This is a genomic window from uncultured Xanthomarina sp. (assembly GCF_963971605.1).
Lineage (GTDB): Bacteria > Bacteroidota > Bacteroidia > Flavobacteriales > Flavobacteriaceae > Xanthomarina > Xanthomarina gelatinilytica.
In genome coordinates, this window is the sequence record NZ_CAXATZ010000013.1 from 23639 (window position 1) to 46834 (window position 23196).

At 35.0% G+C, this 23196-nt stretch carries 19 protein-coding genes and 1 tRNA gene; 8 read left to right on the forward strand and 12 right to left on the reverse strand.

Going from position 1 to position 23196, the window contains the following annotated elements; translation table 11 throughout:
* Positions 1 to 2: 2 nt before the first annotated feature.
* On the reverse strand, positions 3 to 2234 hold the full coding sequence (locus AACY93_RS06800; RefSeq protein ID WP_286853682.1) for a S9 family peptidase: 2232 nt from the start codon (positions 2232 to 2234) through the stop codon (positions 3 to 5).
* Positions 2235 to 2383: 149 nt separating this feature from the next.
* Here AACY93_RS06800 and AACY93_RS06805 point away from each other — a divergent pair, with 149 nt between their 5' ends.
* Complete coding sequence (locus tag AACY93_RS06805) at positions 2384 to 3712, forward strand: hydroxymethylglutaryl-CoA reductase, degradative (RefSeq protein WP_286853684.1); 1329 nt, start codon at positions 2384 to 2386, stop codon at positions 3710 to 3712.
* A 3-nt stretch (positions 3713 to 3715) separates the two neighbouring features.
* Positions 3716 to 4621, forward strand: a complete 906-nt coding sequence (locus AACY93_RS06810; RefSeq protein WP_286853686.1) for a GYDIA family GHMP kinase — start codon at positions 3716 to 3718, stop codon at positions 4619 to 4621.
* A 52-nt stretch (positions 4622 to 4673) separates the two neighbouring features.
* Here AACY93_RS06810 and AACY93_RS06815 read toward each other — a convergent pair whose 3' ends face one another.
* The 7 genes from AACY93_RS06815 to AACY93_RS06845 all read right to left on the reverse strand — a co-directional run bounded on the left by AACY93_RS06815 (position 4674) and on the right by AACY93_RS06845 (position 12502).
* Entirely contained in the window at positions 4674 to 6800 is a 2127-nt protein-coding gene (locus tag AACY93_RS06815) for a SurA N-terminal domain-containing protein (RefSeq protein ID WP_007648243.1), read from the reverse strand.
* Positions 6801 to 6901: 101 nt separating this feature from the next.
* Entirely contained in the window at positions 6902 to 8191 is a 1290-nt protein-coding gene (locus AACY93_RS06820) for a hemolysin family protein (protein ID WP_286853689.1), read from the reverse strand.
* 3 nt (positions 8192 to 8194) lie between these two features.
* Positions 8195 to 8386, reverse strand: coding sequence for a hypothetical protein (locus AACY93_RS06825; protein WP_007648239.1), 192 nt, complete (start codon positions 8384 to 8386; stop codon positions 8195 to 8197).
* Between the two features lie 38 nt (positions 8387 to 8424).
* On the reverse strand, positions 8425 to 8976 hold the full coding sequence (lptC, locus tag AACY93_RS06830; RefSeq protein ID WP_007648237.1) for an LPS export ABC transporter periplasmic protein LptC: 552 nt from the start codon (positions 8974 to 8976) through the stop codon (positions 8425 to 8427).
* Between the two features lie 84 nt (positions 8977 to 9060).
* On the reverse strand, positions 9061 to 10437 hold the full coding sequence (locus tag AACY93_RS06835) for a hypothetical protein (protein ID WP_007648235.1): 1377 nt from the start codon (positions 10435 to 10437) through the stop codon (positions 9061 to 9063).
* Between the two features lie 17 nt (positions 10438 to 10454).
* Positions 10455 to 11774 carry a hypothetical protein gene (locus AACY93_RS06840; RefSeq protein WP_286853691.1) on the reverse strand — a complete coding sequence of 440 codons (1320 nt, stop codon included), beginning with the start codon at positions 11772 to 11774 and terminating at the stop codon, positions 10455 to 10457.
* Entirely contained in the window at positions 11771 to 12502 is a 732-nt protein-coding gene (locus AACY93_RS06845; RefSeq protein ID WP_286853693.1) for a type III pantothenate kinase, read from the reverse strand. The genes AACY93_RS06840 and AACY93_RS06845 overlap by 4 nt, the downstream gene beginning before the upstream one ends.
* A 143-nt stretch (positions 12503 to 12645) precedes the next feature.
* On the opposite strand from AACY93_RS06845, the gene AACY93_RS06850 reads away from it, so the two are divergent.
* Both AACY93_RS06850 and AACY93_RS06855 read left to right on the forward strand, forming a co-directional pair.
* Positions 12646 to 12721 (forward strand) — tRNA-Phe (locus tag AACY93_RS06850).
* 277 nt (positions 12722 to 12998) lie between these two features.
* Complete coding sequence (locus AACY93_RS06855) at positions 12999 to 13754, forward strand: hypothetical protein (protein WP_286853696.1); 756 nt, start codon at positions 12999 to 13001, stop codon at positions 13752 to 13754.
* A 354-nt stretch (positions 13755 to 14108) separates the two neighbouring features.
* Here the strand turns inward: AACY93_RS06855 and AACY93_RS06860 are convergent, their stop codons facing one another.
* Entirely contained in the window at positions 14109 to 14846 is a 738-nt protein-coding gene (locus AACY93_RS06860; protein WP_286853699.1) for an SOS response-associated peptidase, read from the reverse strand.
* Positions 14847 to 14882: 36 nt separating this feature from the next.
* Between AACY93_RS06860 and AACY93_RS06865 the strand changes: the two genes are divergently transcribed.
* The gene (locus AACY93_RS06865; protein WP_286853701.1) at positions 14883 to 15695 is read left to right on the forward strand and encodes a hypothetical protein; all 813 of its coding nucleotides are present in this window, start codon (positions 14883 to 14885) and stop codon (positions 15693 to 15695) included.
* A 22-nt stretch (positions 15696 to 15717) separates the two neighbouring features.
* Here the strand turns inward: AACY93_RS06865 and AACY93_RS06870 are convergent, their stop codons facing one another.
* From AACY93_RS06870 to AACY93_RS06880, 3 genes are all read right to left on the reverse strand, one after another.
* Positions 15718 to 16977, reverse strand: coding sequence for a Y-family DNA polymerase (locus AACY93_RS06870; RefSeq protein WP_286853703.1), 1260 nt, complete (start codon positions 16975 to 16977; stop codon positions 15718 to 15720).
* A 144-nt stretch (positions 16978 to 17121) separates the two neighbouring features.
* Complete coding sequence (umuD, locus tag AACY93_RS06875) at positions 17122 to 17571, reverse strand: translesion error-prone DNA polymerase V autoproteolytic subunit (RefSeq protein ID WP_286853706.1); 450 nt, start codon at positions 17569 to 17571, stop codon at positions 17122 to 17124.
* A 58-nt stretch (positions 17572 to 17629) separates the two neighbouring features.
* The gene (locus AACY93_RS06880) at positions 17630 to 19678 is read right to left on the reverse strand and encodes a hypothetical protein (RefSeq protein ID WP_286853708.1); all 2049 of its coding nucleotides are present in this window, start codon (positions 19676 to 19678) and stop codon (positions 17630 to 17632) included.
* 130 nt (positions 19679 to 19808) lie between these two features.
* On the opposite strand from AACY93_RS06880, the gene AACY93_RS06885 reads away from it, so the two are divergent.
* Genes AACY93_RS06885 through AACY93_RS06895 form a run of 3 tightly spaced genes read left to right on the forward strand, consistent with a single transcriptional unit; the run spans position 19809 to position 23175 of the window.
* Positions 19809 to 20720 carry a WYL domain-containing protein gene (locus AACY93_RS06885; protein ID WP_286853710.1) on the forward strand — a complete coding sequence of 304 codons (912 nt, stop codon included), beginning with the start codon at positions 19809 to 19811 and terminating at the stop codon, positions 20718 to 20720.
* Positions 20717 to 22687 carry a DUF2779 domain-containing protein gene (locus AACY93_RS06890; RefSeq protein WP_286853712.1) on the forward strand — a complete coding sequence of 657 codons (1971 nt, stop codon included), beginning with the start codon at positions 20717 to 20719 and terminating at the stop codon, positions 22685 to 22687. The genes AACY93_RS06885 and AACY93_RS06890 overlap by 4 nt, the downstream gene beginning before the upstream one ends.
* Positions 22684 to 23175, forward strand: coding sequence for a YqiA/YcfP family alpha/beta fold hydrolase (locus AACY93_RS06895; protein WP_286853714.1), 492 nt, complete (start codon positions 22684 to 22686; stop codon positions 23173 to 23175). Before AACY93_RS06890 ends, AACY93_RS06895 begins: the two co-directional genes overlap by 4 nt.
* Positions 23176 to 23196 lie beyond the last annotated feature (21 nt).

Genomic DNA, 23196 nt, shown 5'->3' on the forward strand with positions numbered 1-23196 from the left:
TCTTATCCTTTAATCTTTACTTTTTCTTCATGGTTTTTTGATGCCTCAGGTATCTTATCTCCTAAAGTTCTATCTATAAAATCAGACATTTTGGTATATAAATGCAAACGCGTGTTGCCACCATAAATACCATGGTTTTTGTCTGGATAGATCATCCACTCAAACTGTTTGTTGGCTTGCACCAAAGCCTCCACCATACGCATGGTGTTCTGCACATGTACATTGTCATCTGCTGTACCATGTATCAACAAAAAGTCTCCTTTTAATTTATCAACATGGTTTATTGGGGAATTGTCATCGTAACCGCTAGGATTTTCCTGAGGTGTGGTCATGTAACGCTCTGTGTATACAGAATCGTAAAAACGCCAACTTGTTACAGGTGCCACAGCAATGGCCATTTTAAATACATCGTTTCCTTTAAAAAGCGCATTACTGCTCATAAAGCCTCCATAGCTCCAGCCCCAAATTCCTATTCTAGAAGCGTCAATATAAGGTAGTTTACCTAATTGTCTGGCTGCTTCTATCTGGTCTTCAACTTCGTATTTCCCTAATTCTTTTTGTGTGACTTTTTTAAAATCGGCTCCTTTATAACCGGTTCCCCTACCATCTACACATGCTACAATATAGCCTTTTTGAGCCAAGTACTGATACCAATAATCGTTAGCACTGTTCCAAGTATTGGAAACACTTTGAGACCCTGGACCAGAATATTGATACATAAATAATGGATATTCTTTGGAGGCATCAAAATCTGCTGGCTTAATCATCCACATATTTAAATCGTTTCCGTTTACATGAATGGTGCTAAATTCCTTTTTGGAGGTTTTATAGTCCAACAAAGTCTCAGAGAGTTTGTCGTTGTCCTTAATGCTCTTGATTAAATCTCCTGTTTTGGCATCGTTCAATGTGTATTCTGGTGGTGTGGAAGCATTGGAGAACGTATTGATGAAATAAGAAAAATCGGCACTAAAAGAGGCTCTGTTGGTACCTTCGCTTTTGGTTAAACGCTCCTTATCCCTACCATTCAGTTTTATGGAATAAATATCCCTGTTAATGGAACCGTTTTCGGTGGACTGGTAGAAAATTCTATGGCTTTTTTCATCATATCCATAATAACTTGTTACTTCCCAGTTTCCTTTGGTCACCTGGTTTATTAAATCTCCTTCTTTTGAATAGTGATAAATGTGATTGTAGCCATCTTTTTCGCTGGTCCAGATAAAACTATTGTCTTTTAGAAAAGTTAAATTGTCTGTCACATCCACATAAGCAACATCCCTTTCTTCAAGAACCAAGGTTGCTGTCTGGTTTTTAGCGTCTATAAACCATAAATCCAATTCGTTTTGGTGTCTGTTTAAATAATGGGCACTCAACACATCTGGATCATTGGTCCATTTTATTCTGGGAATATAAAAATCGGTGTAGTCTTTGTTCACTTTCACTTCAGTAACGGTATCGGTTTTCAACTCATACAAATGAAGCGACACCAAAGCGTTGGCTTCTCCTGCCTTAGGGTATTTAAACACATCTTGCGTAGGGTACAAAGCCGAACCATAGACATCCATTGAAAATTCTGGTACTTGGGTTTCATCAAAACGGATAAATGCAATCTTATCACTGGCTGCATTCCACTCGAAAGCGCGAACAAATCCAAACTCTTCCTCGTAAACCCAATCTGTGATACCATTGATGATTTTGTTCTTCTCCCCATCAAAAGTGATTTGTGTGGTGGTTCCAGAGCTCAAATCTTTTACAAAAAGATTGTTTTTATAGCCATAGGCAATTTTAGTACCATCTGGGGAAAAGGTTGGTTCTTGAATCTGTTCTTCGGCTACCAAGCTAAGGTCCTTTGTTTTGGTATTGTACACATAATAAGTCCCTAAAGACGAACGTCTAAAAATACGCGTCACATCTGTAGCCAAAAGTATGTTACTTTCATCTTCACTAATAGTATAATCCGAAAAATTTGGAATGGCCTCTAATTGGTTAGAATTCACCAAAGTTTTCACTTTTTTCAGGGTCTTATAATCGTAAACATCTATAGAGGTGGTTCCAGAGGTTCTATCAAAATTCAAAACAGAATATTGCTGCCCGTTTTTCATGGAGTGCAAGGCGTCCATACCTTCGGTTCTAAAGGCGCCAGTCCATATATCTTCTAGGGTTATCTCTTTATTTTGTGCTGAGGTTAAGAAAGTTGCAAATATGCAAAACAGTAGAAGGAGTTTGGTAAATTTCATTTAAATGTTTCTTTTGAATAAAATAATGCCAAGTTTACTAAAAAATAAGCAAAAAACAGTAAATATTAACAGTTAAATAGCCTTTTAAAACCCAACTAATATAAAATTAGTTACAAGAACAGTATCTTTGTGTTTTCAATTTATATTTCATGAGCAAATCTATATCTGGCTTTTCTAAACTTTCCAAATCGCATAAAATCGATTGGATTGTAGCTACTTATTTCAACAACAATGAAGACGCAAAAAACATCATCAAACAGTATTGGAATTCCAACATCAAGCTACAACAGTTGCATGACGAGTTTATAGAAAACACCATTACCAATTATTATTTGCCTTTTGGTGTGGCTCCCAATTTTTTAATCAATGGCAAAATGCACGCCATCCCAATGGCCATAGAAGAAAGTTCCGTTGTGGCTGCTGCTAGCAAAGCTGCTAAATTTTGGCTGGAAAGGGGTGGTTTTAAAGCAGAGGTCTTATCCACTACCAAAATTGGTCAGGTACATGTTATGTACTATGGCAACCCTAAGACCTTACAGAGCTTTTTTAAACATGTTAAACCCAAACTTATACAAGCCACAAAATCCTTGACCAAAAATATGGAAGCACGTGGTGGAGGCATCCTGGATATTGAACTTCGGGATAAAACCCAAAGCCTGGACAACTATTACCAGCTTCACGCCACCTTTGAAACCCTGGATGCCATGGGCGCTAATTTCATAAATTCTTGTTTGGAACAATTTGCCAAAACCTTTAGGGAGGAAGCGCGCTTGTTTGATGGCTTTACTGAAAAAGAAAAACAGGTCGAGGTCATTATGAGCATCCTCTCTAACTATGTCCCTAATTGTTTGGTAAGGGCTGAAGTAAGTTGTCCTGTGGAACAATTAACCGAAAACCCATCCATAAACCCCGAAGAGTTTGCCAAAAAATTTATACAAGCCGTTAAAATTGCCGAAGTGGAACCGTATCGCGCGGTAACACACAACAAAGGCATCATGAATGGAATAGATGCCGTGGTTCTGGCTACCGGAAACGATTTCAGGGCTGTGGAAGCTGGAGTTCATGCCTATGCATCCAGAAACGGACAATACAGCAGTTTAACACATGCTAAAATAGAAGCTGGCATCTTTTATTTTTGGATGGAAATCCCGTTGGCTTTAGGTACTGTTGGTGGTTTAACCAGTTTACACCCTTTGGTAAAATTGGCCTTGGAATTATTGCACAACCCGTCTGCCAAAGAACTCATGCAAATAGTGGCTGTTGCCGGATTGGCACAAAATTTTGCAGCCTTGCGCTCTTTAACCACCACAGGAATCCAGGAAGGCCATATGAAAATGCATTTGTTGAATATCCTAAACCAGTTTCAAGCAACAGATGAAGAAAAAAACACCTTAATAAACCATTTTAAAAACCATACGGCTACACATAGGGCTGTAGTAGAAGCCATAAAGGATTTAAGATTGAAGAATAACAAATAACGAATGCAGAAGTTTCAGAGTAACGGAAAATTATTGATTACAGGGGAATACCTAGTTCTTGATGGCGCAATGGCTTTGGCTGTGCCTACTAAATTCGGACAATCCCTAGAGGTCACCACTTTAAACAAACCCATCCTGGTGTGGAAAAGTTTTGATTTTAAAGATGACATTTGGTTTGAGACAGTCTTTAAAATCAACCATAACGAGATATCCACTCAAGCTTTAAATAACAATGGCAAAACAGAGCGTCTCTTTCAAATATTACAGGTTGCAAAAAAACTAAATCCAGGGTTTTTAAAATCTGGATGTCAAGTAGAGAACAAATTAACATTCCCTCAAGATTGGGGTTTGGGTTCCTCATCCACTTTAATAAACAACATGGCAAATTGGGCTCAAATAGATGCTTACAGGTTATTGGAACAAACCTTTGGTGGTTCTGGCTATGATATTGCCTGTGCACAACACGACACTGCCATTACCTATCAAATTGAAAATAACAACAGACATATTAAGAAAGCAAACTTTAATCCTTCTTTTAAAGACTCACTATATTTTGTGTATTTAAACAAAAAACAGAACAGTCGTGATGGTATTGCGAAATACAAAGCCAACACTTCAAATAAAACACATGTTATTAAGGAGATTAGCGAGATTACTTCCCAACTGATTTCCTGCTCCAATCTAACCGATTGCAATCTCTTAATAAACAGGCACGAACAAATTATATCCAGCATCATCCACCAAGTTCCCGTAAAAGAGGCCTTATTTTCAGATTTTAAAGGGTCTGTAAAAAGCCTTGGTGCTTGGGGAGGCGATTTTGTATTGGTTACATCTGAAGAAAACCCGACAGCCTATTTTAGATCTAAAGGCTATGATACCATTGTTCCCTATCCTGAAATGATAAAATAAAAAAAGCTTCACATGTTCTGTGAAGCTTTTCAATATGTATAATACCTAATTATTATTGAACCGTATTGGCTCTATTGTCCTCAATATCTGAAGCCTCTTTTAAGGCATTGTATAATTTGGTGTTTACGTTATTCATTTTAGACGTACCTACTTGGTTTGCAAACCCTTGATAGTTGTCTAGTTCTGGAGCAGGTGTCTTTTTGGTTACCTGTACCATGTAAACGCCTTTTTCACCTTCAATTAATTTAGAGGTTTCACCTTCTTTTAATCCAAAGGCTGTTCCCACAACAAGACCCTCTTTTCCAGCTCCGGAAATGGTTGGGTTTTTCATGTTGATGGCTAAAGCTGTTTTAACTGTTTGGTTTTCGGCAGCAGCCACATCTTCCACAGTGGTTGCAGAAATCCTATCTTTAATCAATGCTGCTTTTTTCTCTTTTCTAATAGCTGGCAAAGCAGTTACCGACGCTTGCTCTGTATTCATCAATCCAGCAGCATTGGTAGCCGTTACTTGCACAATGGCATAACCACCATTTAAGTTAAAACGCTTGTAATCGCCAACCTCTGTTCCTTCTTCAAAAGCCCAACGTACCATGGCTCTTTGGTTTCCTAAACCAGGGATGTTTTCATCTAAAACCTTTATACCATTTACAGGACGTACTGCCAAATCTTTTTCTTTAGCTACAGCTTCAAAATCACCTTTCTCTATGGCTATTTCAAAATTTGAAGCATCCCTGAACACTTGGTTTATAGTGGTTTCGGAAGGCTCTATTTCCCTGGCAACGGTTGCAACCTTAATGGCACGTTGTTTGTTTTTCTGTCCTTCCACTTCAATAATATGGTATCCATATACGGTTTCTACCACATCCATATCACCAACATTGTTTTGGAAAACATAATCCCTAAACTCTGGTACCATGGTATTGTATGTAAAGTAATCGTAACTTCCTCCATTGGCAACACTGCCTTGGTCCGACGAATAGGTACTTACAAATTCCCCGAATTTAGAATTGTCTTTCTTTAAAACAGACAGCAAGCTATCTGCTGTTTTCTTAGCTTGTTCCTTGGATTGTGTTACATCTGGCTGTGCACTTGCAGCACCAACATAAGGAATTAAAATATGTCTTGCTTTTACCGAATCTGGCATTTGTATGGCAGCAATTACTTTGGTTAATTTAAAATAATTCCCGTCTTTGTAAGGCCCATACACATCACCAACATTCATGTTGAAGATGGTATCTGCAACTGATGCAGGCAAATCTGATTTGAATTTAAAACGGTCTTCAAACTTAATGTCGGAGTTTGAATTTACAAACACCTTATGGTTGGTTACTGTAGCAAATCCTTTTATTGTATCGTTATTCTTGGTAACTTCATTGTAAACCACCTGATCTTTCAATAAGTTTGCTAAATCCTGTTTGATGTTGTTTTCGTCTTCAACTGTAGCAGCTTCCTTAAATTCCACATAACGAATGTCTCTGGTAGCCTCTACTTCATATTGTTTTTTGTGCTTGTTGATATAAGAAGATATCTCAGATTTAGACACAGAAACAGTGCTGTCTGGAATGGACGTGTAAGGTATCTGAACATATTTAATGTCAATCGTTTCGCTCTCCAACATATGTTCCAATTTCCCTTCGGCCAAAGTGCCTGTCATACCAGCTTTCACCATATTAAAATAGTCTTGCTGTAAGGCATTCACTCCAATGCTGTTTTCGTAATCAACCCATTGCGCATAAGCAACGGCAGAGGTTTCTTTGAGATTGGCAATGTACTCGTTTAATTTATTTTCATCAAAAAGTCCTGCTTCATTTTGAAACTCCGGACTATTGGCCAAATTGGTTCTTAACAAATCCCTCATTTGGTCTTTTTCAACAGTCATACCCAATTCTTCAAATTGTGTTTCAAGTACTGCCTGTCTAACTTCTTGCTCCCAAACCCTGTTCATAGCTTGTGTATTGGTGCCGTTAGGACCAAGCTGTCTTTGGGCAACCTCCACTTTTTGCATAAAGTCTTCACGGGAAATGTCTTTGCCGTTAATGGTTGCAACAATGTTTTGAGATTTTCCTACCAGTGCATCTGTGTTTCTAAACAAATCTCCAATTACAAAAGAGAATAACGCTAACGCAATTACAATGATTAAAAAGAGTCCACGTTGTCTAATTTTATTTAAAACTGCCATTTTATATGTCTATATTGATTATAAATTATCGTGCGCGAAAATACCATTTTCTATTTAATAATAAAATAGAATGTTATATTAATTCTTTTAAGCTTAGCAAATTAGTCGGCTTCCAGTATTTTAAGCTCTACCAAATCTATTTTTGTATTGGAAACTTCAAGGATGGTAAACTGGAACCTGTCTATTAAAACCACTTCATTTTGCTGAGGGATTTCCTCTTTATGGTCTACAATCAAACCTCCCAATGTCTCGTAGTTTTCACTCTCCGGAAGGTTGAGCTTAAAGGTTTCGTTTATATAATCCACTTCCAGTCTGGCTGAAAACTTATAGATGTCTTCTCCCAATTTCTCTTCAATTAAATCTATGGTATCGTGTTCGTCTTCTATTTCGCCAAAAAGTTCTTCCACTATATCTTCAACGGTTATGATACCAGAAGTGCCTCCATACTCGTCCAGAACCACTGCGATACTTTTTCGCTTTTTTATAAGCACACTTAAAATATCTTTTATTAACATGGTTTCTGGTACAAACTCTACGGGAACCAGAATGGATTTGAGGTTTTTGGGCTTTTTGAAAAGTTCAAAGGAGTGCACATAACCCAAGATATCGTCTATGGTATCCTTGTAAATCAGAATTTTTGAAAATCCCGTTTCCGTAAATAATGTGTTTAGGTTTTTGGATGACTCGGTAACATCCACAGCCGTAATTTCGGTTCTGGGAATCATCACTTCCCTTGCTTTTACTTCAGAAAATTCCAAGGCATTCTGGAAAATCTGTATTTCGGTATCTATATCATCACTTTCTTCCACAGATTCCATCTGCTCGCTAATGTAATTGCCCAGTTCCACTTTGGAAAAGGCCAATTGGACTTGGTCGCCTTCGGTTTTAAAAAATTTTTTCAATACCACATCCGAAATCCAAATCACAAAATTGGAAATGTAATTAAAGAGCAGATAAAAAAAGTAGGCCGGAAAAGCCAATAACTTGAGTAGGGAATTGGCATAGATTTGAAAAAATACCTTTGGTAAAAATTCGGCAGTGATTAAAATAATCAGGGTAGAGATGACGGTTTGGCTTAACAAACTAAAATCCACCAATAGAAAATTGATAAGCTTGGAGCTGGAGGGCAAAAAGGAATGAAACCAATCTACCAACAAATCTCCCATAAAAAACCCATAAATAACCAAAGCAATATTGTTGCCAATAAGCATGGTTGCAATAAACTTGGAAGGCCTTGCGGTTATTTTTGTTAAAATCTTTGCTAAAATCCCCTGTTGCTTTTTTTCTATTTCTATATGAATCTTGTTTGAAGACACATAAGCAATCTCCATCCCGGAGAAAAAAGCAGAAAGAATTAAAGAGACAACAATAATTATAACATCTGGGTTCATGTTTTAATTACGGTCTTTGTTCTCAAATTTTTTGTTGAATCGTTTTCTAAAGAAAAACATAAAAATAGCTGCTGCTGCCAATAATAAGGAAGTGTATTCTACCTGTCCTGTTTCCATGTATTTTGAAACAGCATCGTAAATAAAGATAACAGCAAAAAACAAATAGGCGTATTGGAAAAACTTAAATAGTTTCATTTAGTATATATTAAAAATGATGGGGTAAAGATACAGAATTATTCGTCAAGTGTGATGATTCCATCAATTTCTAGAACTTGGGCTTTGGTAAACTTGGTATCGGAATCGAAGCCTTTGCCGTTTATAACATCCCTTCCGGTTCTAAAGGTGACTGGCTTGTTTGTAAAAAGCCATTCCCTATTTTGGTCGTAATACAACTGTTCTGCAAACAAGGTATCTTTATTGGTGGAAGAAAGTACCACATGGCCTTGCAAATCTATAATTCCGGTTTTGTCGTAAACTATGGCATAGTCTGCTATAACGTTGCTTTTTTGGTTTTGCTCATCAAACAAGTCCAAATCTATGCCATCTGGAAACTCGTTAAAGGCAAACTCCCTATTGGAATAATCCAACATTTTAGGACTCTTTAAATTGGCGGTTACCCGACCAGAATCTGTATATTTTAAATTGATATGCTCTGCAATGCCTATAGGTTCGTTTTCTGATATCCCAATTTTTTTAACCTCTTCAAAATTGTTTTTACACGAAAGGAACAGGCTTAAAACCACAGGGCAAACAAAAAACACTTTAAACGAATGATTGAGGTCCATGCTATAAATGTATCATATAAAAAAACATAGTCACAGCATGCGCTATGACTATGTAATTTATGTTATGTAAACCTATCTTGTCCATTATAAGCTTGGCACAGTAACACTGGCTCCAATCCAGCATCCAATGTTGATTTTTTGTCCAGCATTCCCCTCACTGAAAATCTCAGATTTCTGAGGCGCTTTAGCTCTGTAATTGGCTGCTGTTTGAGCTGCTGCACTTTTTAAGGTTGGGTCCACACGTCCTGCTTTTTCAGCTTCATCGGCAGCCAACCAGAATACAGCACGCTTGTTAAAGTTGGTGTCTCCACAGTTATTGGCGCTTCTATTATACATATCGGCAATTTTTAAATGTGGTCTTCCGTTTGATGGGTTGAACTTTAAAGCATTTCTAAAGTAAGCCCTAGCAGAACCAAAATCTCCCCTAGCTTTTAATTTATCACCAATTTTTTCATATAGCTTGGCTTTTTTGAAACTATCAGACTCCAGGCTTAAAGCTTGTTCGTAGAACTTAATGGCTTCCGATGTTTTTCCTTCCTTATCTTTTAAGATTCCTAAGTAATAAGCCGAGTTGGCTGAAGGGCTTAAATTGTGATACGCATTCACCAATTTAAAGAACAAAGGATCGTCTGTACATTCTTTAGCCGACATGTTTCCGGCTGCTCTTTGTAACCATACAGCATTATCTTTGTTGGCTTCAAAGTCTTTAGTGTAAAGTGGCACCAAGTTTTCACAATTCGCTCTAGAACCTAACTTACTGTTGATACTACTTGAAATTTGATCGTAAGCATTTAAATAACTCTCATAAGATTTTTTATATCTCTCTTCTTTACTGGTTAAAGCAGTTCCTGCATCTTCTTTTTCAATAAGGGCATTTAAGTTTTCAGAGTAATTGGCAACTTCGCTGTCTACCTTCTCAACAACCTCATCGTATTTGGTGAATAATTCCCCAGCCGATTTTTTTCCGGCATCAAATAAATCTACCATCAAAGAGAAATAGGTATAAAGGGATTTAGGGTTTGTAAAGGTTTCAGCATCTGCTTTATAAGCAGCATCAAAACACGCATATAATTCTTCGTCCGTTTTATTTAAAACCTCCCTGTAATCGTACATTAACTGACAAGCTTTGGCACCAAATTCGCCTTTAGGGGTTTTGCTGGCAAAATGGGTTTCCCTTTCTTCCCAAAGCTTTACCAAATCGTTGATATAGGCAGCTTGCTCTGCTCCAGAGGATTTTTCAATTTTATCCTCAAGTATGTCTTCTCCGTATACATATATTGCTCTGCTGTAATTAGGATTCCTCTTTCTCAGTTCCATAAAAGGCTTATATGCTGCATCATAATTTTTTGCTTTGGCATACTCACTCATAATGGATAATGTGCTTGAATCTTCATCTTGGGCAGATACATAGTTCACTCCTAGGAATAGGAACGACAACAATAATGTAATTTTGGTTTTCATAATAATTTATTTTATACTTAATTAAATCTTCTTTTTTGGAACCATCTATCGTTAAATGAAAAACTTAGTTGAAAATTAATGAAATTTTCTTGTATTAAATTCTCGCTGGTTGTTCCTCTTTTTCCAAACTCAACACCTAGATTGGCATTGGAGAACGTGTTTCCCATTGGTAACCCTACTCCAAAAGATATGCCAAACTCGTTTATGGCCTGATCGTTGATGTTTAAACCAGTGCCTTCAAAACGAACTCCTGCCCTGTAAACCACTCTTTTAAAGTAACTTGAGAACGAATTGTAATCTGGTATCACAAAACCTCCTATGGATACTGTGGAGGCATTGGAATAGGTAACGTTTCCTGCAGAATCACTTGAAGCATACAATTCGTTTTTAAACGCTTTGGTATTTAAGTACGTGTATTCTGCCCCAACAAACCAGATTCTTGGCTGCCCAATTCCTGCTCCAAGGGATAATTTGGTAGGCAATACCAAATCTGTGCTTTTTAACCCTTGAGAGGCCAAATCTGCTTCTATGGAATTGATCACGTATTCTTGATCGTTTATCGCATTAATGGTAATGGTGTTGTAGGTACGTGAGTTCTCGGAATTCAAATTCATTTCCGGTCTAAACGTAAGACTGGTTGTCAATTCAAATTTATCCTGAATCATTTTGGAAAAAATAATCCCAAAATTGGCACTCAAACCACCAATATCCGATCGGTTGTCTTCACGGGTTTGGTATTGTGCCAAAGAGCCTTCGTTTGTGTAAACATACTCAATGGTGTTATTTTTAACATTACCAAAATTATAACCCAAATCAACACCTACACTCAACCCATCCATCACCAGATATCCAAGGGAAGCATATACTTTATTCACGCCTCCTTCTCCTCTAAACTTGGTGGAAAGGTCGTTGTTATTGTTCAAGGTTTCCAATTTATATCCCACAGATGTATAAGGTATCAAACCCATTCCCAAACCAAACCTCCCAATGGGAAAGGACATGGCCAGGTAATCCAAGGTGGAGGAATTGACTTCATCTGAGGCTGTATCGCTTTTTAATTTGGCATTGGTATGGCTTCCTCCTATGGCAAATTTTACTGGCCTGCTTTCGTTATTGTATATGGCTAAGTTTTTTGAAGCATACGATGCAGGATTCCTTAGGTTTATATGAATACTATCTGAATATACACTCAACCCTCCCATACTTCTACTCTCTACGGTTCCTTTAAATTTTAAGCTACCCATGCCATAAAATGAATATGGCGAGGCTGTGCCCTCTTGTGCGTAACTTTTAATTGCAAATAATGCAATAAAAACGAATACCAGTTTTTTTATCATTCGGTTGAATTAAATTGTAAAATATGGTTCAATCCTTCTAAAAGGAAATTTGAGTTGGCAAATATGCTACTTTTTAATTGTTTAGACAAAAAATTAGCATCACCACCTGTTAAAATAACTGTTAAATCTGAATATTTTTCTTTATAAGCCTCTATAACACCTTCCATTTCATTTAAAACACCAAAAACAACCCCGGAATGAATGGCTTGTTCTGTGGACTGTCCTATAAAATGATCGGGACGCTTTGTATCCAATAACGGTAAATGGGCCGTTAAATTATTTAATGCTTGATATCGCATCCGCAAGCCTGGTGAAATGGCTCCTCCCAAGTAGCTGTTTTCTTTGGTTATAAAATCGTAGGTAATGCATGTTCCTGCATCTATAACCAACACATCTTTTCCTGAAAATTGAGCAGAAGCAGCACTCACCAAAGCCAACCTATCCACTCCCAATGTTTTGGGGGTCCCATAAAGATTTTTAAAAGGCATTTTGGTTTCAGAATTCAATACAACCACTGGCAAGCGCTTTTTTAGCTGCTTTAGCGCCAAATCATGCAAGTTCCCAACAGAGGAAAGGATACAAGCATCTATTTTGGGATACCTTTCTAAAATAGTTTCAAACGCATGTTGGAAAGCCTGTAGCTCAACCACAGTTTTAAAAACCATGTCATGATCCTGAAAGACAGCTAATTTAACAAAAGTGTTCCCAACGTCTACAACTAAATTCATATCTTAAATTAAGTTTGTAAATTTACAAAACCATTTTTTATTTATTTTCTTTTGGCGAATAATAAAAATGAATATATATTTGCACCCGCTTGAATGATTGAAAACATTTGATTTTAATTGTCCAAGTCCACAAATAAGCGACTGGTGCCTTAGCTCAGTTGGTAGAGCAAAGGACTGAAAATCCTTGTGTCCCTGGTTCGATTCCTGGAGGCACCACCATAAAGAAGCCTTAAACATTTGATAACAAATGATTTAGGGCTTTTTTGGTTTTTGGAGTGTACAACATAGTGTACAACTAAATATTTTTTACAAATATTTTACCTTTGACAAAACAAAATTGACCTATGGCAAAACATTGCCAATGAAGACCTCTTTAACCAAAAACCTTATTAATAGGCAAACAAACAACCCATTCATATAGCATATTACTTTTTGGCAAACGATAATCAAACGTGAAAAACATATAGTAGCTAAAACACCCTAAAAAGGTACTATATTGCTTACTAAAGAGAGAGCAAAAAGAAATTTCCAAAACGACTTTTTAGGGGTGGAAAAAAGACGTTGGCAATTATCCAATAACAGTTCCATTCCAGTAATACAGAGCAAACAAGGATCCTTTGGTATAAATTACTCAAAAAACAGTTTTCTTATCAGTTCAGAATTTTATTATAAATACATAAGTGGCATTACTACGCAAAGCCAAGGATTTACAGACCAATTTCAATTTGAAAAATCAAGTGGTACCAACAGCGTTTATGGTATGGATTTACTACTTAAAAAGTCCTTCCCCAATTATAATGTATGGTTAAGCTATTCCTACATGGATAATAAGTACACCTTTAAATCTATTAGTCAGAATCCATTTCCAAGTAATTTCGATATAACCCATGCTGCCTCCTTTGGTTCTTCATACACTAAAAATAGTTTTAAGTTTTCGTTGGGACTAAATTGGCATACAGGCAAGCCTATTACAGAACCCGTTAAAGGCAATGAAATAGTAAATAACGAAATCAATTTTCAGTCAACAAACTCATCTAGGTTAGATTCTTATTTTAGGGCAGATGTCTCTGCCTTATACACTGTTGATCTTAACAGTAAAATTAAAGGGGAGTTTGGCGGCTCTATTTGGAATGTTTTTGGCACCGAAAACATAATAAATAAATTCTACACGCTAAAGGACGATACGGTTATTGAAACAAACGAATTATCTCTAAATTTTACCCCAAACCTGTCTGCGCGATTTATTTTTTAGATGTGTATTGCAATGCATCACATCAAAATCAAAAACAATAGTCATGCTTGCTTATAGTTAAGACTCCTCAATAATTTTAATTTCCTCCTGTGTCAAGCCAGGCAACTCACACACCATCTGGTCTATCTCTTTTTCCGTTTGGGTTATTTAGGCTTGTAAATCTTGAGCTTTTTGCTTGTTGTCCTCAAAGAGTTCCAACCACTCAAACTCGTTTTTTTTGGTGAGTGCTGGAAAAACCACTACTAAAAGAGACTGTCTGAAAAAGTGTCATGCTGAATACAATGAGGTATCTAAACCACTTTTCAGACAGTCGCTTTTTGGTTTTAAAAAAACATCAATAAAGACAAATCAAGTTTATACTTTAAGCAATAAATCGTCATAGTACGCTCGCTCAATGATACTTGGGATATTACTATCAACGTTTGTATTGAACAAATCTTTGCTTACTGGATAAACTTCTAAATTATTTTCTGGGTAATGATATTTTAAAACATCTTTTATATCCGATGCCCTTAAATCCACAGATAACCAATTATGGGTTCTATCTTCATCAAGTATAATTGGTTGACGTTTTTTAGAGTTATGCACTTTCTCGAATAATGGAGATGCTTCTTTTGTTAAAATAGTAAAGGTGATGTATGTATCAATTACAGTATATAAGCCTGCCAATGCCAATACATCATTGCTTTTAGATTTAAAATGGAACGGATACTTTTTCCCGTTTTGGTCATGGGGTTCAAAAAAGCCTGAAACTGGAATGATACAACGTTTCTCCATGATGGAATCCTTATAAATAAAATGCTGAAATACCTTCTCTGAACGTGCATTTAAACCTCCTCCATATTTGACTGCTTCTTTATAGTATGGCTTTATTTCATCTGTATTCTTATTATTTGGAACTATGCCCCAAACAGCAGGTGCCAAAACGTCTGGCCTCTCTTGTGGAATAACGAGCATGTTTGGATGGGCGAAACCATTTAAGTGATACTTTGGCGTATTGAAATAGTCTATTAAGGCATTATCGGAAATCTTTACCTTAAACTTATTTTCAAGCGCGACCACTTTTTTGGTTTGAGAGGTGTGAAAGCACATAAATTAAATATATTTGAATAAATATATAATTACTTAATGAAAAAACTTCTAATTATATTCTATTTAATAGCGTATACAAGCTGTACAAGTTTAAATTTTGATGGCTTATATGGTCATCCTAAAAAAGTTGAATCAATTGATTACGAAGTTATCTACAAGGATACTATAGAAATTATAACCAAAGATAATAAAAGTGTAACCTTGTATGATTACAATTTAAGAAGTAAAAAATCTTTTTCATTCTCACCACCAAATTATTCACCTTTACCATTAAACTATAGTTATTTTTATGATAAAAAAGGAAATATAATAAAGACTATTATATCTAAAAAAGACTCTATTATTCGTGAAACTACATATAAATACAATAAATATGGTTTAAGAACTGAAAACACGACTATTAAAGACGGAAAAAAAACAACTGGCAAAGCAATCATAGATATAAAAAACAGAATAGAAATATTAAACAAAAAAAGTATTGATAGTACTTCTAAAGCTTGTTCAATTAATAAATATGATAAAAAATGGAATTTAATTGAGTCAACAATGTATGATTATAAAGGAAACCAAAAAAATAGATCTGAAATTGAATATGATAATTACGGAAACAAAATCAGCTATAAATATTATAATGATAAAGACGTACTTTTAAGGCATTCAAAAACAGTATTTAACAAAAATAATGACCCAATTTGGGCAAGTAGTATTAGGATAAAAAACAGCGATACTATTAAGGGAAAAGTAACTTCATTCAAGTATAAGTATGACAAAAAAAATAATATAATTGAAAGACGAGTGTTTCATGATGATGTATTAGTTTTAATTATTGAAACAAAATATGAGTACTAAGCCGTTCTAACTTAGGTCTATGTTATGCGTTTATTGTAATTATCTCTTGTATATTAGTTGAATACCTTGGGGATAGACGCTCTTGCTTCATCTTCCATTGTCTTCCCAATGACTGACTACCAAACTTAATTTTATTGTTACCATAAGCTTTATTAAGTCTATCGACCACGTTCATTATTGGTTCATGCTTTGGATTATCTGAAGTAAACAAACTATATTGTTTTTGATTGTTTGGGGTTAAACCCATTACAATAACACCTGCTTTTTTATAATGAAAACCCTCTCTATAAATGGCTTGCAACCCTGCTTCTGCATATTTAACTAAATCGATACTTGAATTGGTTGGATAATGGGTTTTTACAACAATGTTTCTACCATATTGAGGTAAATCTTTTCTAAAACCATTGGTATGCAAAAAGACCATGAGCATATGGCATTGTGATTGTTGATGACGAAGTTTTTCTGCACAGGACACAGCAAACGTAGACACACGCTCTCTAATATCTTGATATGATGTTAGCATACCCTCAAATGAGCGTGTTGTTGCTATCATTTTCTTGTTTGCCGTAGTTTCTAAATCTAAAGTAGGTTTTCCCTCTAAATCGTGTTTTAGACGTAAACCAACAACCGACATATTTTTACGTACCCAGTCATCTGAGAGTTGCGTAAATTGATAGGCATTATAAATTTGCAATGCTTTTAGTCTTTTAGCATGTTTTCTCCCTATTCCCCATACATCCTCTATTGACAACCATTTTAAGGCTTTTATCCTTTTTTCTTCACTATCTATGACACAGATACCGTTAGTGCGTTCAGAAAACTTTTTGGCTATTCTATTAGCAACCTTAGACAAGGCTTTTGTAGGTGCAAAACCGATACTTATAGGGATTCCCGTTCCTTTGGTAACTCTTCTTTTCATTTGAAGACCTATCTCTTGGAAATTAAAAAAATCAAAACCTATAAATTTTAAAAAGGCTTCATCAATACTGTATATTTCCACTTCTGGTGTAAACTCTGAAAGTAGATTCATCACTCTACTACTCATATCGCCATACAAAGCATAATTGGAAGAAAAAACGTTGATATTATACGTCTCAAATGTCTTTTTATATTCAAATGCAGGTGCGCCCATTGGAATACCCAATGCTTTGGCCTCATTAGAACGCGCAATAACACAACCATCGTTATTTGATAAAACCACAACTGGCTTACCATTTAATGATGGGTTAAAAACTCGCTCACAGGAAGCGTAAAAGTTATTGCAGTCTACGAGTGCGAACATTTTGAAAACGAATATATATTTCTATTTTTATATAAAATTTTGGTTTTATGAGTATGGCTGGTTTTTATGCTTCGGCAGTTGTAGCATTTTATCTATTCGTTATCTATTTAAGTTATAGAGATAAGAAAAGAAAAAAATGACTAATTACAAATTCTTTATAACAGTAGTCACAATCCCCCAAATAACCAAGTCATTATCCTTAGTCACTTTAATAGGCTCGTAGTTTTTATTCTCTGCAATTAGCCAAACAACATCCTTTTCAATACTGATGCGTTTTACTGTAAACTCACCATCAATAAAACATACAGCAATTTTATTGTTTGTTGGTTCTAAGCTTTTATCTATTATAAGCAAATCTCCATCATGTATTCCAGCATCTTTCATTGAATCACCTCGGACTCGACCATAAAATGTGGTGCTCGGGTTCTTAATAAGGTGCTTGTTTAAATCTATGTTTATATCCAAGAAATCATCTGCTGGGGATGGAAACCCTGCACTGATGCCATTTACAACATAAGGCAGCTTAAGTTCTGAAGACACATCAGCTTGAAAAAAGGTGATTGTTGCTGTACTGTATAATTTCCTGACTTGCATAGTGCAAAGTTAAGTCATGTACTTGTTGAATAGAAATATGTTTTAAAAAATATATCACTTAATTCATCTTTTTTTGATAATTTAAAGAAACCCCCTCAAATAAACCTGAAGATTCCTCTTGTTTAGCTATAGTCTTTTTTAAGTGATTTCTGTAATAAAGCAAATCTCCATGTTCAAGCAGCTCCACATCAGAAACTTTATGTTCAAGAATCATTTGTTTAAGGCTTTGTTTATCAAGGGAACTATAATCACTTAAATAATCAGACATGATGAGCAAAAGATTCATTTCTTTCTTTAAAGTTTCTCTTGCCAATTCATGACCTTCTTTTAAAGTGGCTTCAATCATTGTTTCAACCTCTTCATAATCATGAAAACTACTATTGTTATTTGGATCTAAATCATAATAAAGTGGCAATTTTCCTAAACCATGTGTTTTATACATATTACTTAAGAATTTTGTTGCTAATTGTACATCACTTGATGATCCTGCAGTAATATTGTCTTTACCAAAAATCAATTCTTCGGCAACTTGACCTCCCAAATAAAACGCCACACGACAAACAATTTCCTTTTTTGATAAATAGTTCCATGGAAATTTTGTGTAAGTAAAACCATTGCTATCATTATTGGTTGTTACTGAACATATATGTTCTGGAACTGTTCTTAATAAAATTGCTGAAATAATGGCATGCCCACTTTCATGCACAGCCGTTATAGCCTGTAGGTCATCTTTTTTAGGTTTTCTAATGTCCTCAAGTGGTGTTAAAATTGCAGTAGCCTGTTGGTGCAATACCTTCCTTTTAAAAATATAGTTACAAACAAGTTCTTTATCTTTTACGAAAAAAGTAAGTTTTGAAACCCTAATATCTTGAATTAAAATTTCAGTAAAAAACAAGGATAGATTTGTTTTTATTACATAGTTTATAGTAGTAAGCAAAGGCCTAACTCCTTGAGTTGGAAAAACACCCTCTTTATAAATTAAATCTATTACAGAGCTTTCAAATTCAATCTTTAGACCTAGATGCGCACTTGTTTTTTCAGCTATCTTTTGTAATTCTCTTGAGATTATAGTTCTATACGCTTCCTTATTAAGGGATGGGTAAATAATATGAATATTACCCAATCGTGAAATTTGTTCCTTTCTAAACCTATTGGCCAAAGCATTCTTGATTTGAGGAATTGTGATTTTTAATGAAGACTCATAAAAAACGTCTGCATTTACATCTGCAGTTAAACTTTGGCTCATTGAATATGCCTCGTCCAAGTTTCCTATAACAAAAATAAGCGACTTTGTGAAGTTTTTGATTTTTGGTTTTTTTGCTATTTTAATAACCTTTTTTAAAAACATTAATGTTTCAGGTCCATTTAATTTTAAAAGATGATTTTCAATATCTTTTAGTAAAAAAAATCCAAAAGAGTCTCCTGCTAATTCAAGAATAGAAGGATACATTAATTTTTTAATTAACAAATTGTCATTTGTAGTGTCATTCCAGTTACGCTCTTTTTCAAATTCAGCTTTAAACGCTTCAAGCCCTTTAGTTATTCTACCATTTTCCACTACTATTGAAGTATTGAGCAAATATGTTAATTTCTTAACATATCCCATCAAATCATATAAATCAGTATAATATTGATAATATTCTATCTTACCGGAATCAATTAGGTCCCATACTCTTCTGTTTTCTCCACTTTCCACTTCTTCCCTCGCTAAACCTTTTAATGTGCGATTGTGCTGAAATTCATCTAAAACAACAATCAAAGCCTCATGCTCATTCTTTTCACATAAATCTTCTATGCCACTTCTAAAAGAATAATTACCGCTTTTTGACCCAAGATCAAATCGAAACAAACGATCATCATAATCTAACAGCTCTGCCAACCTTAATACCAAGGACGTTTTTCCAACTCCAGTTAATCCCCAAAGATTAATTACCAAAGGTCTATTTTGATATTCATTTAAAACGTACCATGAACGTGTGTTGTTTATCAAATCATCAATAGCCTTGTCAATTCCAAAAAATTCTTTTTTTAAGATATTGCCTGCCTCTTCCAGTTGTTCTTGCTTACTTATAAATTCTAACCTTATGGCTTCTAATTTTGCACTCATAATTATGGGTTTTAAAGATTATGTCACAAATCAACAAAAGAAGATCGTCAATTCATGGCGAACCAAGAAAATATACCTATATTTAGTACATCGTCATGTATTGACACTCAAACTCTATAATTTTATAAAAATGTCTAAATACCATATTTCACGACGCTTACAGTTTGTTATTCAGTTTATTTACGATGAAACATACGCTTCTAAAGAAGACATTTTAGCATTTTTAGAAGATAAGGACTTTAATATCTCACCTCGAACCCTTGAGCGTGATTTTGAAAAAATAAAAGCCGATTTTGGCATTGAATTAACCTATAGCAAACAACATAATGGGTATTATATAGACGAAGAAAAGAGCGTAAAAGTAGCGTCGTTTTTTAAGTTTTTGGAGCTTGTATCTTTGGCAGATGTGTTTAGTGATGGATTAAAAAGCAACTCTAACACTTTGGACTATGTTCAGTTTGACGATTCATCCAACCTAAAAGGACTGAATAATTTAGAACCTATTTTAATGGCTATAAAACAGGAACGCGATATAAAATTTACACACCATAACTTTTATTTTAAAACCTATAAAGAGAAACGTATTACACCATTGATTGTTAAAGAATATATTAACCGTTGGTTTGTTATTGGTGTTCCCAATGGCGAAAATGAGATTAGAACTTATGGTATTGAGCGTATTTCAAATATAAAACTCAGTAAATTATCAGCCATAGACCGTATGCCATATGTAAAACAAACCAAACGCTTTAAAAATATTATAGGCTTACGTTATACAAATGATAAACCAGAACACATTGTACTTAAAGTAACCAACTTGCATCTAAAATACTTGGAAAGCCTGCCCTTACACCATTCACAAAAAACAGAGTCGCATCCAGAGGATGGTTTTGCGATAGTGACTTATGATTTAATCCCGAATTACGAGTTTATCATTGAAATATTAAAAATGAGTATTGAAACAGAAGTGTTAGAGCCTCAATGGTTTCGGGAACGTATTAAGAAAGAAGTAGCACAGATTTATGAAAAATATACCACATGAAACCAAGATATTTAACCAAATCCAGATTTAAATTAGCTCTAGACTGTCCTACAAAACTGTTTTACACAAGTAAAGATATTTATAAAAACCAAAATGAAACCGATTCTTTTTTAGAAGGTTTAGCCCAAGGTGGATTCCAGGTTGAAGAATTAGCCAGGATGTATTATCCAGATGGCATGGCCATTTTAGGCAACGATTGGAATTATAACTTATTGGCTCAAAAAACAACCGATTTATTACAACAAGAAAACGTAGTTATTTTTGAAGCGGCTTTTTTATTTGAAGGTTTGTTCATTCGTGTAGATATTTTAGAAAAGAAAGGAAATCAAATAAACCTCATCGAGGTCAAAGCAAAATCAATAAGTAGTGATAATCATCAATCCTTCTTTAATAAAAATGGTACGCTATCGGGAGGCTGGACTCCATACCTGTATGATATTGCTTTTCAAAAACATGTGATGCAATTATGTTTCCCAAAATGGGAAATTAATCCCTTTTTGAATTTAGTGGATAAAGATGCTACCGCAACAGTCGATGGGTTAAATCAGTTTTTTAAGGTAGATTCGTCTTCTGAAAATCGAACAGGAATTATAAAAAAAGAAGGGATCACTAAAGCCGATTTAGGCGATTCAATTCTTACAACCATTTCAGTTCAAGAAGAAGTCGATTATATTTTAACACATAATCCACATGACGATTCCAAGTCGTTCGCCGAATTAATCGCATATTTTTTAGAAGCCTATAAGACTGACATGAAAATAAAAAACACCATTGGCTCCCAATGTAAAACTTGCGAATTTTATTCTGACGATATCTCCAAAACCATCAAAAGTGGTTTTCATGAATGCTGGCAAGAGCAATTACAAGTATCACACAAAACCATTAATAAGCCTAAAACCTATGATGTTTGGTACAATCCAGCCAGTAAAGCCATGGATGAGGGACGCTTTTTTATGAACCAACTCACTGAAGATGATTTAAACATCAAACCTGAAGCTGGAAAATTAAGCCGTAGCGAAAGACAATGGTTACAGATCGAAAAAGAAATCAATCAAGACCGTACACCTTTCATTGATGTTGAAAATTTAAGACAGGAGTTAAACGCTTGGAAATTCCCTTTAAACTTTATTGACTTTGAAACAACAGCTGTTGCTATCCCTTTTTTAAAGAATTTACATCCTTATGAACAATTGGCATTTCAGTTTTCCCATCACATAGTTTATGAAGATGGACGTGTAGAACATGGTAATGAATATTTGAATACAGAAATTGGTGTTTTTCCCAACTTCCATTTTATACGAGCTTTAAAAACGGCTCTTTCTGCAAATACAGGGAGTATCTTTAGGTATCACAATCATGAAAATACCATTGTAAATGTTATTTACAAGCAACTATCTCAATCTAATGAACCTGATAAAAACGAATTAATGGAGTTTATTAAATCCATAAGCCATAGTACCAATAGTAGTTCAGAAATTTGGTGCGGAGATAGGGATATGATAGATTTGCAACGCACAATTGTTAATTATTACTTTCATCCTATTACGGGAGGCTCAAATTCCATTAAAGCCATTCTGCCAGCTGTATTGTATTCCAGCACCTTCCTTCAAAAAAAATACTCTAAGACTGTCCAAGCAATAAATGTAACCAGCAAAAACTTTAATAACGATCATGTGTTCTTAAAAATGGAAAACGGTTCGGTGGTCAGTCCATATAAAAACTTACCTCCTATTTTCGATGGCTTCGATTATGACACTTTAGAAGAGGCTGCAGAACATGCGTCTAAATCGGTTCCAGAAATTGCAGATGGTGGCGCTGCTTTATTTGCTTATGGCAAATTACAATTCCCAGATGTAACTAAAGAAGAACGAGAAGCAATCAATCAAGGCCTTTTACGCTATTGTGAATTAGACACCTTGGCAATGGTTATGATTTATGAATATTTTAAAGACATTACAAAACAATGAACATATTATACTTACACGGATTAAATGGTAGTTTAAAACCAAAAAAACGCAACATACTTGAAGCTTATGGAACTGTTTTTGCGCCTTCTATTGACTATCAGAATAATCCTAATGCTATTCTATGGCTTTACGATTCTTATAAAAACAAAGATATTGATATAGTAATAGGAAGTAGCATGGGCGGGTTTGCAGGATTTCACTTAAGTAAGTTACTTCAAGTGCCTGCATTGTTGTTTAATCCAGCTTTAGCTAAAAGAAGTGTACCTCAACATATTATTGAAACTCCCAAAAACAACAACACCAGTATTGATATTGTATTGGGAGCAAAAGACACTGTTATCAACCCCAAAGACACACTGGCTTTTTTAGGCAACACCTTATCACAAAAGCAGCGTTATAAACTAACTATTTTACCAAATTTGGAACATCGGATTCCTGTTGCTGTCTTTGAAGAAGCTGTTGATTTGTTTATGAAAAGATTTATATAACAACCCTATATTAATAATCGA

Coding starts and splice junctions, on each gene's coding strand:
- AACY93_RS06890 (WP_286853712.1), top strand. CDS start 20,717: ATGAAACCAAGATATTTAACCAAATCCAGATTTAAATTAGCTCTAGAC.
- AACY93_RS06845 (WP_286853693.1), bottom strand. CDS start 12,502: ATGAATTTAGTTGTAGACGTTGGGAACACTTTTGTTAAATTAGCTGTC.
- AACY93_RS06805 (WP_286853684.1), top strand. CDS start 2,384: ATGAGCAAATCTATATCTGGCTTTTCTAAACTTTCCAAATCGCATAAA.
- umuD (WP_286853706.1), bottom strand. CDS start 17,571: ATGCAAGTCAGGAAATTATACAGTACAGCAACAATCACCTTTTTTCAA.
- AACY93_RS06885 (WP_286853710.1), top strand. CDS start 19,809: ATGTCTAAATACCATATTTCACGACGCTTACAGTTTGTTATTCAGTTT.
- AACY93_RS06800 (WP_286853682.1), bottom strand. CDS start 2,234: ATGAAATTTACCAAACTCCTTCTACTGTTTTGCATATTTGCAACTTTC.
- AACY93_RS06880 (WP_286853708.1), bottom strand. CDS start 19,678: ATGAGTGCAAAATTAGAAGCCATAAGGTTAGAATTTATAAGTAAGCAA.
- AACY93_RS06865 (WP_286853701.1), top strand. CDS start 14,883: ATGAAAAAACTTCTAATTATATTCTATTTAATAGCGTATACAAGCTGT.
- AACY93_RS06870 (WP_286853703.1), bottom strand. CDS start 16,977: ATGTTCGCACTCGTAGACTGCAATAACTTTTACGCTTCCTGTGAGCGA.
- lptC (WP_007648237.1), bottom strand. CDS start 8,976: ATGGACCTCAATCATTCGTTTAAAGTGTTTTTTGTTTGCCCTGTGGTT.
- AACY93_RS06825 (WP_007648239.1), bottom strand. CDS start 8,386: ATGAAACTATTTAAGTTTTTCCAATACGCCTATTTGTTTTTTGCTGTT.
- AACY93_RS06835 (WP_007648235.1), bottom strand. CDS start 10,437: ATGAAAACCAAAATTACATTATTGTTGTCGTTCCTATTCCTAGGAGTG.
- AACY93_RS06815 (WP_007648243.1), bottom strand. CDS start 6,800: ATGGCAGTTTTAAATAAAATTAGACAACGTGGACTCTTTTTAATCATT.
- AACY93_RS06895 (WP_286853714.1), top strand. CDS start 22,684: ATGAACATATTATACTTACACGGATTAAATGGTAGTTTAAAACCAAAA.
- AACY93_RS06820 (WP_286853689.1), bottom strand. CDS start 8,191: ATGAACCCAGATGTTATAATTATTGTTGTCTCTTTAATTCTTTCTGCT.
- AACY93_RS06840 (WP_286853691.1), bottom strand. CDS start 11,774: ATGATAAAAAAACTGGTATTCGTTTTTATTGCATTATTTGCAATTAAA.
- AACY93_RS06810 (WP_286853686.1), top strand. CDS start 3,716: ATGCAGAAGTTTCAGAGTAACGGAAAATTATTGATTACAGGGGAATAC.
- AACY93_RS06860 (WP_286853699.1), bottom strand. CDS start 14,846: ATGTGCTTTCACACCTCTCAAACCAAAAAAGTGGTCGCGCTTGAAAAT.